The sequence below is a fragment of the Massilia sp. H6 genome (assembly GCF_024802625.1).
Lineage (GTDB): Bacteria > Pseudomonadota > Gammaproteobacteria > Burkholderiales > Burkholderiaceae_D > Telluria.
Window position 1 is genome coordinate 2,011,904 of record NZ_CP103371.1, and the last position, 12,311, is coordinate 2,024,214.

The following is a 12,311-nucleotide window of genomic DNA, read 5'->3' on the forward strand; positions in this document are numbered from 1 at the left end:
GCCTGGCGCGTCGCCTGGCGCGTCGCCTGGCGCGCCGCCTGGCGCGCCGCCTAGCGCGTTGTTTAGTGCGCCGTGTGGCGAGCCTTGCCGGCGGGCTGCCCCAGTGCGCGTTCGATCACTTCCAGCACCAGCGGCCAGGCCGGCGAGCTTGCCGCCACTTCGTCGTAATGGCTGGCGCCCGGCAAGATCAGCACCTCGGCGGTATCGCCCAGCTTGCGCGCCCTGGCGGCGTAGTCGTGCGCCACGCGCGGCGGCGAGATCGTGTCGAGTTCGCCGGTGACCAGGTAGGTATGGCTGCCGTTGGGCATCAGCTCGGCGGCGTTCGTATCGGCGAAGACGTCCGGACGCCCCGGGCCCGGCACACCAGCGAGCTCGGCGGTGTCGCGCCCGCAACTGGCCTTGATCAGCGCCGCCTCGCCGCGCAGGTCGGCCAGGCCGCCAAGGCTGACGATGGCGCGTACCGGCAGCGTGTTCGGGCGATACAGTGGGCTGTTTCGTGGAATCTGCGCGCGCCCGGCGATCCACTGCACCAGTTGCCCGCCGGCCGAATGGCCGACCGCCACCAGGCGCCCGGTGTCGAGCCGGTGCTGCGCGGCCTTGTCTGCGAGCAGTTCGAGCGCGGCATGCATGTCCTGGTAGGTGCCCGGATAGCCACCCCCGGCTTCGTCGCTGCGGCGGTATTCCACATTCCAGACGGCGATGCCGCGCGCCGCCAGCGCACCGGCCATGTTGCGCAGCTGGGTGATGCCGCCGAACTTGCTGGTCCAGCAGCCGCCATGGACCAGGACCGCCACCGGGAATGGCGCCGATTGCGGCGCGTCGCCGGGTGGCATGAACAGTTCGGCATATTGCGACGGCGCGGCGCCGTAGGCATAGCTTGCGCTTGGTGCGGGTCCGGTCAGGGCGAGGTAGTCGTCGAGTTTCATTGGGGCGGCAGCGCCGGCGCTGAGCACGGTGCCGGCGAGGGCGGTGGCCAGCAGGAATCGGTGCAGTTTCATGGTCGGCTGAGAAATGGAAGAGTAGCCACTATAGCCGAGGCAAAGAGTAGTGCCGAGGAAATTTGCCGCGCACGGTTGAAGTCCCGGCGTGGGCATCCATGCTAGGCTGTACTCACCCCTTATCGGGTTGCAGCAACGAGGATTGACGATGACACAATCCGTAAGAGCCCTTTGAGCGTTCCCGCGTAGAGACTGACCATGACCATGCTCGATCCATCCAGGCAGTGCGAATCGAACCGCGTGTACTGTCACAGTACGCCCGACCCCGATGCCCCCAATGGCACGCCGCCCCCCGACCCGCGTCCGCCGGTGCCGGACGATGTTCCCGATCCGGTCAACGCGCCGGTGTACGAGCCGGGCTTTCCCGAGCGGCCGATCAAGGCAGCCTGAATCCGGCGCGGCCACTTGCGCGGCCGTGCAGCCGAATCGGCATTGCCTCCCGCCGACCGGCGCCAACAGGTATCAGCCAGAACGCTGCTGGCCGGGCGCAGGCGACTGTTCTTGATGGCCGTTGGACGCGGGCAGGGGCGGAATCTGGCGGATCATTTCCTCGGTTTCCGCTTGGCCAGGAGATTTTTCGCCGCTGCCGATATCGGCTTCGTCGTACAGGGGGCGGCCGGTTGCGGCCGGGTCGACCCTGTGAGTCGGTTCTTTCATGATGGGCTCCAGAGGGTTGTCGTTGTCGCATGATCGTAACAGGCCGCCCCGGCACCTGGCGCGCGCCAACCAGGTCAGTGCGAATCCCGGGCCAGGCCGGTGGCGCTGCACGCGACGCGGCTAGGCTTGCCCTCCATCGGCGCGGCGGTTACCATGGCGCGCCAAGATCGATGAAAGCTGGAATGAAGAACGAACAACTAACGACAGACGAATACGACGCTCTCGAGCTGGTGCGCCGCGGCGTCAGCCGCGACTCGCCGGGCGCCTGCGTGTCACGCAATGCCAAGCGTCTGTCGGGGCTGAAAATGATGGAAACCACCCGCGATGGGCGCATCGCACTGACCGAGAAAGGTCAGACCGTGCTGTTCCTGCGCCGTTGTGTGCGGGCGCTGACCGCGCTGGCAAGCGATCCGGCTGCCGCCGTCGATAACGACGTGGCGCGCTTCCTGAGCGCCAAGTCGCACATTGCGCCGCTCGAAGGCGGCGGCTACTCGCTCACCGAGCGCGGCCGCGAATCGCTGGCCGATATCCAGCAGCAGCAAGAGCTGCAGCGGCGCTGACCATACTGCGCGTGCGCGTGCGCGCCGTACCGGCCGCTTACGACGACACGCGCGCAGCGCTGCGCATTTAATTCAAACGGCGCCGGTTCGGGTAGACCAGCACCCGCACTGCGATTTCGGCTGGCACATTCATCGTTGCCAGGAATTCCGCCGCACGCTGCAGTCCCAGGGTGGGAATCGAGGCGATGGCCTGGTTGACCAGGTCGCGCGTGCGGTTGTCGGTACGTTGGCGGCGCGGCGCCGTCGCTGGCGCACTGGCCAGTTCACCCGTGTCATTCATCATCATATATATCCGTAGGTCCAAGATTGCCAAAGAGACACGGGTATTCTACGGCCAACAATGTTGTGCTGGCTACAGCTAAATCGCAATTCGTCGAATGAGGCGAGATTTCATGCCATGGCACAGGCCGTCTCGGCCTGCGCTTCGGCTTTCGCCGCCGGCGGCGGAAGGCAACGGCCCTCGCGCAATAGTCCTTCGAATTCGCTGGCTGCCAGCGGCTTGCTGAAGAAATAGCCCTGCATTTCGTCGCAACCATGGCGGCGCAGATAGTCCAGTTGGGCGGCGGTCTCGACGCCTTCCGCGATCACCGCCAGTTTCAGGTTGTGCGCCAGCCCGATGATCGAGGTGACGATGGCCGCGTCGTTGGCATCATGCGTGATGTCGGCCACGAAACTGCGGTCGATCTTGAGCACGTCGATCGGGAACCGCGACAGGTAGGACAGGCTCGAAAACCCGGTGCCGAAGTCGTCGATCGACAGGTTGACGCCCAGTGACTTCATGCGGTGCAACAGCTCCACCGCCGGCGTGACGTCGCTCATGAAGAGGCTTTCGGTCAATTCGATCTCGAGGCATTCGGGCTCCAGCGCAGTGTCGGTCAGTACCGCCTGCAGGCTTTGCAGCAGGTCGGGAGCGCTGAATTGGCGGGCCGACAGGTTGACCGCGACCCGCAGCTTGCCCAGTCCGGCGTCCTGCCAGGCCTTGTTCTGGGCGCAGGCGGTGCGCATCACCCAGGCCCCGATCGGCACGATCAGGCCGGTTTCTTCGGCGATACCAATGAAGCGCACCGGAGACACCATGCCCATCTCCGGATGCTGCCAGCGGATCAGCGCTTCCATGCCGACGATCTTGCCGCTCTTGAGATCCACCTGCGGCTGGTAGTGCAGCACGAATTCGTTGCGGTCGAGCGCATTGCGCAGCGCGCTTTCGATGCGCACGCGTTCCATCGATTCCTCGTTCATCATTGGCGCGTAGAACTGGAAATTGTTGCGTCCCAGTTTCTTGGCGCTATACATCGCGATGTCGGCGTGTTCGATCAGGCTGTCGGCCGGGGTGCCTTCGCTGGGATACGCCGCGACCCCGATCGAGCAGGTGACGAAGAACTCCTTGGAGCCGAGCATGACTGGCTGGGCCACCGAATCCATCACGCGCTGCACCAGCTCGCGCGACAGGGGCGCGTCGTGCTGCTCCGACAGGATCACCACGAACTCGTCGCCCGACAGGCGCGCCACGGTATCGGTGTCGCGCAGCGACGAGCTCAAGCGTGCCGCCACGGTCATCAACAGCACGTCGCCCGCCTTGTGCCCCATCGAATCGTTGACGAATTTAAAGCGGTCGAGGTCGATCAGCATGACCCACATCGGCAGTCCGCTGCGGTCGGCATAGGCGATCGCCTGGCCGAGCCGGTCCTGCAGCAGCGAACGGTTCGGCAGGCCGGTCAGCACGTCGTGCTGGGCCACGTGGTGCACGCGCTGTTCGGTCAGCTTGCGTTCGGTGATGTCGCTGCCCGTGCCGCGGTAGCCCAGCAGGGCGCCGCCATCGTCGAACACTGGCTGGCCGTTGACGCAGAACCAGCGCGTATTGCCGTGTGCGTCGACGACCTGGTATTCGAAGTTGGCGAACGGTTCGTGGGCGCGGACCTGGGTCACATGGGCCTGCCCCCCTTCGCTCTCGAGCAGGTCGGGCACGTATTCCCAGCGGGTCTTGCCGAGCAGGCTTTCCACCGCCACGCCGGCCTTTTCGGTAAAGCCCCCGGTGACCATCGTGAAGCGCAGCTCGCGGTCCTGTTCCCAATACCAGTCGGACGACATCGATACCAGCTGGCGGAAGCGCTGTTCGCTCTGCTGGAGCGCGCGCTCGGCGCGCGCGCGGGCGGCCATATCTTCGACCAGGCGGCGGTTAGTGCGGCGCAAGTCGGTGGTGCGCTGGCGCACCAGCCGCTGGACCTTGCGCGCCCGGCGGCCCGAGGCCTGGACGAATGCCGTGCCCAGCAGCGTGGTCAGGATGCCGCCCAGCAGCAGGGCGGTCGAGGCCAGGTGGTCCGGCAAGAAAGGTCGCGGCGCGGCCGCCACTTCGATGCGCCAGGGCTTGCCGGCGATGCGCAGCACCTCGCTACTGTGGCCGGTATAGCTGGGAGAGAACAAGCCCGACAGCCAGGTCTCGGTCTGGCTGCGGGTAGCGCCGGTGGACCACAGCAGTGTGTCCTGGTTGGCTTGCTCGCCCGCATACACCGACACGAAGATGTCGCGCGAATCGAGCAGGCCGGCGCCCGCCAGCGAGGCGCGCACCAGTTCGGGGCCACGGATGACGACCGCGGTGTCGCCCGCCAGTACGCCCTGGCGGTCGAGCACCGGCATGATCAGTTCGAAGGCCGGCTGCCGGGTGCTGTCCTGCGCCAGCTGGAACAGGCCGGTCGCCGCGGCACGCCTCTCGCCGTGGGCAAGCGCGAGCGCGCTCATCACCTGCATGTTCTCGGTAATGTTCAGGCCGAAGGCGCGTTCGTTGCCGGCGATCGGCTCGATATAGTCGACGATGTGGTAGCGCGCACGCAGCGGCGCCGGCACCAGGCCGGCGGACGTCAGTTCGGTGAATATCGTGCCCGGCCGGACGCGCTGCAATTCGGCCTCGACAGCGGCGCGCGCCTCGCCCGGCACCGCGCGGTGAAAATTGAACGCCTGGATGTAGCGGTGACGTTCGAGTAGTGCCGCCGTGAAGTCGCGGAAGGCTTCGCGGCTGACTGGTTCGCCACGCGCGAACAGCTGGTTGGTGACGGTTAACACTTCGACTGCCTGGCTGATACCCTGGCTGACCGCCGCGACGCGCTCGTCGGCGCGCTGCGCGAAGGCGAGCGCCATGTTGTCGTATTCGAGGTTGCTGACGCCCACGAACAGGGCCCCGGACGCGGCCAGGCCGCCCCCTAGCGTAAGGGCCGCTGCGAGGGTGAGCGACAAGGGCAGGCGACGCGGCATGGAATGATCTGGATCGAGAGCGATAAGATGGAGAGCGCTGGAAGGCTTGCCAATAGGAATCAAGACATGAAGTGTGTCACAAGCCGCAGGTGTTCGGCAAACAAAATGTTGCATGCATACAGGTCAGGGGTGGGGGCGGCGGCGCGAGCGGCCACGCCGGGCCAGCCAGGCCACCACGGTGCGCGCCAGCAGGCGGTTGAGCAGGGCCGCCCCGAGGCCGCGGTTGCCGAGGGTGTCGCGCAGCAAGCGCAGGGCATGCCCGGGGGCGCCGGCGGCGTGCGCCGGGCGCTGCGCAAACAGGATCTGGTTGTTACCGGCGATGCCAGAGAGCCAACAGACATGGCCGCCGAAGATCTGCTGCAGGCGTTGCAGGGCAGATACATAGTCAGGCGCGTAAGAAAAAATATTTGCCACCAGTACGCCGCCGGGACGCAAGGCGCGGCGGCAGTCGGTATAAAAGCTGGCGCTCGACAGTGCCGGTGGCAGGCCGCTTGCATCGAAGCCATCTACCAGTAGCACGTCGGCGCTGCCAGCCTGCTGCGCCAGCCAGGCGGCGGCGTCGCAGTGCAGCACGCGCAGGCGGGCATCGTCAGGCGGCACCTGAAACAGGGCGCGCAGCGCGATCACGTCGGCGCGCACTTCGAGCACGGTGATGCGCGCCCGCGGAAAATGGCGGTAACAAAACTTGGCCAAAGAGCCGCCGCCCAGCCCGACCATGACGATATGCTGCGGGCGCGGAACCAGTAGAGCAAAGCACATCATGGCGCGCGGATAAGCCAGCACCAGTGCGTTCGGCTGCGACAAGCGCATCTCGCTCTGGATGTCGCCGGGGGTAAATGCGAGGGTGCGGCGGTCGCCCTCGGTACTGACAATCGGCGCAGGGTCAGGTGGACCTTCGCAGCAAGGGTCAGGACGAGGGTCGCGCGGATCTGCCATGGGGGCGAGTGTACGGGATGATTGGCGTGCCGGGAATGCAGGGCGCAGGCGTGGCGGCCCTTTGCGTAGCTTGTTGTGAGGCATCTCTTTCTGATAAGCTGACCATTCGAACAACCGGAAGCCCCCCATGTTCCTCGATCATCCCTCGATTACCGCCACCAACGCCTTGACCGAGCCAGACCGGATTGAGCGCCTGCAGCGCGTATACGGCTACGCGATGGCGCTGGCCGATAGTGCAGGCAACGGCGGCTTCGTCGACAAGCTGACCCAGGTCCACGACCACAAGGGCACGCTGATCGTGTTCTGGAACGCGCCGCCTGACCCGGAGGAGCGAGACTATTTTGCCCGCGCCTGGGCCAGCAGGGTAGGCGACGGCACCCAGCGCGTCGAACATGAATTTTGAGCCGCTGCCTGGCCGATTCCCCGAGCCGCCCCTGAATTGACCCTGAACTGACGCTGAACTGACCCCTGGAACATGACGAATCTTGACGCGACCACGATGGTCATGGTGCTGGCCCTGGGCAACCTGGCCCTGTGCGCCGTACTGACCTTCTACGACGATGGCCCGGTGCGCCCGCCGGCGCTGGCCGCGTGGGCCTTGTCCAAGCAGGTGCAGGCCGGCGCCTGGACCCTGCTGGCGCTGGGCAGCTTCGGCGTGGTGCCCGAGGCGCTGGCACTGCCGGGAGGCTACGCCTTGCTGTTCGCCGGGGTCGCGCTGGAGGCCGGTGCGGCCTGGGAAAGCCATGGCCGCGAAGGATGGCGGCGGCCGCTGGCACTGGTCCTTGCGCTGGGAATCACCGCCTTTTTCGTCTGCTACCTGATCGATGAGCAAGGCCTGCGCAGCGTTGCCGCGTCGCTTCTGCTTGGCGCTTTCTACCTGCTCGGCGCCGTGGCGCTGGCCTCGGGATGGCGCGAGGCCAGTTTGCTGCAACGCTTCCTGGCGCTGCTCACTGCCGCGCTGGCGCTGGTGGTAGCTTTGCGCGGCCTGTCGGTGCTGGTGTTGCCGGGTGGCTGGCGCTGGCTGTCCAGCGAACTGCTGCGCCAGCTGTCCAGCGCCGCGCTCTACCTCTTGATGCTGATCAACGGCTTTGGCATGCTGCTGTTGGGCCGCGAGCGCGCCGGCCGTGAATTGGCGCGCCTCGAGCTGGTGGACCCGCTGACCAATGTGCCGAACCGGCGTGGCTTCTTCAATGCGCTGGGGCCCTGGATGGCGCTGGCGCGCCGCCCGGGACTGCCAACCGCGCTGGTGGTACTCGATCTCGACGGCTTCAAACGCGTCAACGACAGCTACGGCCACCCGGCCGGCGATGCGGTGCTACGCAACGTGGTCGAACTATGCAAGCGGCAGCTGCGCGATTCCGACCTGGTCGGGCGCCTGGTCGGGGTCGAATTCGCGATCCTGCTGCCGCGCACCAACCTGGACGAAGCGACGCTTGTGGCCGAGCGCATTCGCGCCGCCATCGCCAGTACGCCGGTCAAGAGCGAACGTGCCTTGATTGCCATGACGGGCAGCTTTGGCGTCACCATCCTGCGCCCCGAAGACAGTACCGTCACCCTGTTCCAGCGCGCCGACGATGCCCTGCGAGCGGCCAAGGCCGCTGGCCGCAACCGGGTCAGCCAGGCAGGCCACACGCCGGCCGAAGTCTGAAGCGCGCGCCGGGCGGCCGGATATGCGCTGCGGCGGCGCGTCGTGGAACCCGCGCCGGTTCCTGCAGTGGGGCGTCAAATCGACTATATTGTTTAGCTTGTTGAACGATGGAGTCGGTCATGCCCAGGAAGTCGGTCGCCGTAACGGTGGCACCCAAGCGCAGCGCGCGCAAGAAAGCCGAACCGGAGAAGCCCGCGAAAGCGGCGCAAGCCCCGGCCCGGCCGGCTAAAGCCGCCACCCGGGCGCGCCCGGCGGCCAAGGCGAGCGCCCGATCCGGCGTGAAAAACGCGGTGAAAGCGGCGGCCAAATCCCTGTCGACAATGGCGCCACGGCAGCGGGCGCGCAAGGCCCCGGCCCCGGCTGTCCCGGTTGCGGCGGCACGTCCGGTGCTGGTGCGGGACAGCTTCACCATGCCGGAGGGAGAATATGCAGTGTTAGCGGAAGTGAAAAGCGCCTGCCTGCGCGCCGGCATCGAGGTCAAGAAGAGCGAATTGCTGCGCGTGGGCGTGGCGCTGCTGGGCCAGGTCGATATCGCCACGCTCAAGGCGGTGCTGGCGGCACTGCCCCAGCTCAAAACAGGGCGCCCGCCAACGCAAGGCTGATCGGTTCGGCAAGCTCAGTGAATCGATGCGCTGGTCAGCTCTTTCAGTTCGCGGATCGGGATATTCGACTTTTCGTGCATGCGCAACAGGATCGTGGCGCCTACATTGAGCTTGCGATGCCGGATCTTGCTGATGATGGGCGGCTGCACCTCGAGCACACGGCATAGTTCCGCGTCGTTCTTCAACTGCATGCGCTCGATCAGGGTGTCGAGCAGCTTGTTGGGCACGAAGCTCGAGGGCTCCATTGCACGCGCCCTTTCCATTGCGGCAAGCATTTCCTGTTTTTTCTGTCGTACGCTCATGTTGCTTCTCCGAATTTAAACCAGATGGATTCGGGACAGATCGACTGTTCTGGAAAAAAACCTGCCTGTTATCACAACTTATTCGATGGCGGCTCGTTGTGATATTACTACGATTGCGTCACGCACGATTCACCCGTGACACGTAATACGGCGAATCTGAGTCTTTCTTCGTGGAACTTACGCTAATTTCAATCCGGAATGACTCAATAACAGCACCTTGTCGGCCATTGCGGCGGCGGCATGCGAGTGGGTCACCATGATGGCGCCGGCACCGCTGGCACGGGTTTCCTGGCGCAACAGGCCGAGGATGACGGCGGCGGTGTCCGGATCGAGGTTGCCGGTCGGTTCGTCGGCCAGCAGCAGCGCCGGCCGGTGTACCAGGGCGCGCGCGATCGCTACCCGCTGCAGCTCGCCACCGGAGAGCTGGCGCGGGAAGTCGTCGCCGCGGCCCTGCAGTCCGACTGCCGCCAGCATGTCGTCGGCGCGGCCAGCCGGTTCGTGGTTCAGCAGCAAGGGCAGCGCCACGTTCTGGCGCAGCGTCAGGTGCGGCAGCACATGGAAGGCCTGAAAAATGAAGCCCATGCGGGTGCGGCGCAGGCGCGTGGCAGCCGCGTCATCGAGCGCCGACATCGGTATGCCGTCGACGATCACCTGGCCGCTGTCAGGGGCATCCAGGCCCGCGATGAGGTTCAGCAGCGTTGACTTGCCGACCCCCGACTCGCCCATGATGGCGACGAACTCGCCGCCTTGAAAGGCATGCGAGAGCCTGGACAGCACCGCGCGGCCGCCATAGGATTTGTTCAGGTTATCGAGGACGAGCATGGCGTAAGCGAACGAGTCAATGGTTGGACATGGGCGACGCGGCGGCAGCCTGGCACCCGGTTAACGTGTGAGAGCGCGGCGCAACGCGTAGCTGGCCGCGTCGACCATCGCCACCAGCACCAGCATCGCGAGCACGACCGTGGCCGCGCTTTCCATCTGGAACAGCGACAGGTGGTACTTGAGCATCTGGCCCAGGCCGCCCGCCCCGACCACACCCAGCACCGCTGCCGCGCGGATATTATTCTCCCAGCGGTACAGCGCATACGAGAGCATTTGCGGCAGCGCCTGCGGCAGCGTCGCGTAAAGAAAGGCCGCCAGCGGCGCGGCGCCGTTGCTGCGCAGCGTGTGTTCCGGCAGCGGCGCGACGTTTTCCAGGGCGTCGGCGAACAGGCGTCCCAGCACCCCGGTCGTGTGCACGGCCAAGGCCAGGGTGCCGGCGAACGGCCCGAGTCCGGCCGCGACCAGCAGCAGCGAAGCCCAGACCAGCTCCGGGATCGAGCGCAGCACGTTGAGCAGGGCGCGCACGGTGGCGCGCAGGCTCCCGCCCATGCGACCCGAGGCGGGCAGGGCCAGCGCCAGGCCGCCCGCCGCCGCCAGCAGGGTGCCGATCGCCGACATGGCCAGGGTCTCCCACAGCGCGCCGGCCGTCTTTTTCAGGAAAGCCGGCGCGGTGTCGGGCGGCGCGAAGCCGGCCAGGAATTCGCTGACTGATGCCAGCGCTTCGGGCGCGAAGAAAGCGGCCCATTGCAGCGGCAAGGTCGCGAAGCTGGCCACGACCAGCGCCACCAGCCCAGCCAGCAGCAAGGCCGTGCCGGGCGAGCGCGCAGGCGCAGGCGGCAGCGTGTCGGGTGGCTGCGGTGTCATCCGAGCCTCCGGCGTAGCAGTTTCGAGACCAGGTCGGCCAGCGCCACCAGCAGCACGAACATGATCAGCATGGTGGCGACTTCGCCGCCGGCCATCATTTTGGTCGATTCATCCATGCGCTGGCCTAGGCCGCCGGCGCCCACGAAGCCCATCACCGCGGAGCCGCGGATTGCGCATTCCCAGCGATACACGGTATACGACACCAGTTCGGCCGACGATTCCGGCAAGGCGCCGTAGAGCAGCGCGGGCAGGCGCCCGGCGCCGTTCGCGAGCAAGGCCTCGGTCGCCTGGGCATCGCTCGATTCAAGGATTTCGGCGTATACCTTGGCCAGCATGCCGCAATAGGTCAGCGCAATGGCGAGCACGCCGGCGGTCGGCCCGAGGCCGACGATGCGCACGAATAGCAGCGCCCATACCAGCTCCGGCACACTGCGCAGCAGCACCAGTACCCAGCGCAGCAGCTGGCGCAGCAGTTTGGCGCCCAGACGCATGCGGCCGGTGCCCAGGCGCGATACCGACAGCCGCTCGGTAACCGCCAGCGTGGCCGGGATAGCGCCCAGCAGCGCCAGACTCAGGCCGGCAGTGGCGATCGCCACGGTCTGCCAGGTCTCGCGCAGCACCATCGCCAGGAATTCGGCGCCCAGGGCAGGGCGCAGGAAATCGCGCAGGAACATGCCTGCCGCCGCCAGGCTGAGCGGGTCGAACAAAGTCCAGGGCTTGAATTCGCTCGCCACCAGCATCGGCCACAGCAGGGCCAGGCAGACAATGGTGGCCATGACGCGGCCGCGCCAGGCCGGGTCTGGATGGCGGTGGCTGGCCGTGGCGGCGCTCGGTGCCGCTCGCATCAGAAACAGGCGCCGATCGCGATCCGCTCCGGTGCTTCGTGCGCATGCACGGGGGCCGGCTGGACGTGCTCGTTGTCGTAGAGCGCGGCGATCATGGCATCGGTCACGCGCTCGCGCGGCGCATCGAACACGATGCGGCCCGCGCGCAGTCCGACCAGGCGCGGAAAGTGGGCGCGCGCCAGTTCGACCTGGTGCAGGCTGCACACCAGCGTGGCCTTGCGTTCGCGCGCTTCCTGCTGCAGTGCCGCCAGTGTATGCAGCGACAGGGCGGGGTCGAGCGCGGAAATCGGTTCGTCGACCAGAAAAGCTTCGGCACTCGAGAGCATCAGGCGCGCCAGGGCGCAGCGCTGGCGTTCGCCGCCCGAGAGGCGGTCGACGCGCGCATACAGCTTGTCGCCCAGGCCAAAACGCGCCAGGGCGGCGTGCGCTGCAGCCGGATCAGAGGGGCGCACCAGCGAGGCCAAGGCGCGCCAGAAGCCCATGTGCGGCAGGCGCGCCGCCAGCACGGCGGTGACCACGCGCTGGCGCGGCGGCAACGGCGGCGTTTGGGGAGCCAGGAACAGGCGCGCGCGCAGGCGATGGCGCGCCGCCTGCGATAGCGCCCACGGGTCTTGCCCGAACACGGAAAAGCGTCCTTCGGCGGGGCGCTGGGCACAGGCAAGGGTGGCGAGCAGGGTGGTCTTGCCGGCGCCGGAGGGGCCGACCAGCGCCAGCTGCTCGCCGGGTTCGATGACCAGGTCGAGCGCATGCAGGGCGGGGGCCGCACCGGGCCCCGCCACCAGGTGGCGCACCGTGAGTTGCTCGAGCCGGAAACTCATGGCAAGGCTGGCC

At 66.9% G+C, this 12,311-nt stretch carries 14 protein-coding genes and 1 pseudogene; 5 read left to right on the forward strand and 10 right to left on the reverse strand.

What is annotated here, in order from left to right; all coding sequences use genetic code 11:
- Positions 1-62: 62 nt before the first annotated feature.
- On the reverse strand, positions 63-998 hold the full coding sequence (locus NRS07_RS09000) for an alpha/beta hydrolase (protein ID WP_259212677.1): 936 nt from the start codon (positions 996-998) through the stop codon (positions 63-65).
- 198 nt (positions 999-1,196) lie between these two features.
- Between NRS07_RS09000 and NRS07_RS09005 the strand changes: the two genes are divergently transcribed.
- Positions 1,197-1,388, forward strand: a complete 192-nt coding sequence (locus tag NRS07_RS09005) for a hypothetical protein (RefSeq protein WP_259212679.1) — start codon at positions 1,197-1,199, stop codon at positions 1,386-1,388.
- Between the two features lie 72 nt (positions 1,389-1,460).
- Here NRS07_RS09005 and NRS07_RS09010 read toward each other — a convergent pair whose 3' ends face one another.
- A complete protein-coding gene (locus NRS07_RS09010) occupies positions 1,461-1,655 on the reverse strand; it encodes a hypothetical protein (RefSeq protein WP_259212681.1) in 195 nt (64 codons plus the stop codon).
- A gap of 182 nt (positions 1,656-1,837) precedes the next feature.
- Between NRS07_RS09010 and NRS07_RS09015 the strand changes: the two genes are divergently transcribed.
- Positions 1,838-2,215, forward strand: a complete 378-nt coding sequence (locus NRS07_RS09015; RefSeq protein ID WP_259212683.1) for a hypothetical protein — start codon at positions 1,838-1,840, stop codon at positions 2,213-2,215.
- A 67-nt stretch (positions 2,216-2,282) separates the two neighbouring features.
- Here the strand turns inward: NRS07_RS09015 and NRS07_RS09020 are convergent, their stop codons facing one another.
- The 3 genes from NRS07_RS09020 to NRS07_RS09030 all read right to left on the reverse strand — a co-directional run bounded on the left by NRS07_RS09020 (position 2,283) and on the right by NRS07_RS09030 (position 6,397).
- The gene (locus NRS07_RS09020; RefSeq protein ID WP_259212684.1) at positions 2,283-2,501 is read right to left on the reverse strand and encodes a hypothetical protein; all 219 of its coding nucleotides are present in this window, start codon (positions 2,499-2,501) and stop codon (positions 2,283-2,285) included.
- 104 nt (positions 2,502-2,605) lie between these two features.
- Positions 2,606-5,461 (reverse strand): EAL domain-containing protein, encoded by a 2,856-nt coding sequence (locus tag NRS07_RS09025; RefSeq protein ID WP_259212688.1) that lies wholly within the window; start codon positions 5,459-5,461, stop codon positions 2,606-2,608.
- Positions 5,462-5,584: 123 nt separating this feature from the next.
- Complete coding sequence (locus NRS07_RS09030) at positions 5,585-6,397, reverse strand: transferase spermidine synthase (RefSeq protein ID WP_259212690.1); 813 nt, start codon at positions 6,395-6,397, stop codon at positions 5,585-5,587.
- Between the two features lie 127 nt (positions 6,398-6,524).
- Here NRS07_RS09030 and NRS07_RS09035 point away from each other — a divergent pair, with 127 nt between their 5' ends.
- From NRS07_RS09035 to NRS07_RS09045, 3 genes are all read left to right on the forward strand, one after another.
- A complete protein-coding gene (locus NRS07_RS09035; protein ID WP_259212693.1) occupies positions 6,525-6,800 on the forward strand; it encodes a hypothetical protein in 276 nt (91 codons plus the stop codon).
- A 72-nt stretch (positions 6,801-6,872) separates the two neighbouring features.
- Complete coding sequence (locus NRS07_RS09040) at positions 6,873-8,045, forward strand: GGDEF domain-containing protein (RefSeq protein WP_259212694.1); 1,173 nt, start codon at positions 6,873-6,875, stop codon at positions 8,043-8,045.
- A 119-nt stretch (positions 8,046-8,164) separates the two neighbouring features.
- On the forward strand, positions 8,165-8,647 hold the full coding sequence (locus NRS07_RS09045) for a hypothetical protein (RefSeq protein ID WP_259212695.1): 483 nt from the start codon (positions 8,165-8,167) through the stop codon (positions 8,645-8,647).
- A gap of 14 nt (positions 8,648-8,661) precedes the next feature.
- Here NRS07_RS09045 and NRS07_RS09050 read toward each other — a convergent pair whose 3' ends face one another.
- From NRS07_RS09050 to NRS07_RS09070, 5 genes and pseudogenes are all read right to left on the reverse strand, one after another.
- Positions 8,662-8,949 (reverse strand): hypothetical protein, encoded by a 288-nt coding sequence (locus NRS07_RS09050; RefSeq protein WP_259212698.1) that lies wholly within the window; start codon positions 8,947-8,949, stop codon positions 8,662-8,664.
- A gap of 321 nt (positions 8,950-9,270) precedes the next feature.
- Positions 9,271-9,771, reverse strand: a pseudogene (locus NRS07_RS09055) (ABC transporter ATP-binding protein); the annotation flags it as partial.
- A gap of 60 nt (positions 9,772-9,831) precedes the next feature.
- Positions 9,832-10,635, reverse strand: a complete 804-nt coding sequence (gene phnE, locus NRS07_RS09060) for a phosphonate ABC transporter, permease protein PhnE (protein WP_259212715.1) — start codon at positions 10,633-10,635, stop codon at positions 9,832-9,834.
- A complete protein-coding gene (locus NRS07_RS09065) occupies positions 10,632-11,480 on the reverse strand; it encodes an ABC transporter permease (protein ID WP_259212717.1) in 849 nt (282 codons plus the stop codon). Before NRS07_RS09065 ends, phnE begins: the two co-directional genes overlap by 4 nt.
- A complete protein-coding gene (locus NRS07_RS09070) occupies positions 11,480-12,298 on the reverse strand; it encodes a phosphonate ABC transporter ATP-binding protein (RefSeq protein WP_259212719.1) in 819 nt (272 codons plus the stop codon). The genes NRS07_RS09065 and NRS07_RS09070 overlap by 1 nt, the downstream gene beginning before the upstream one ends.
- Positions 12,299-12,311: the final 13 nt, after the last annotated feature.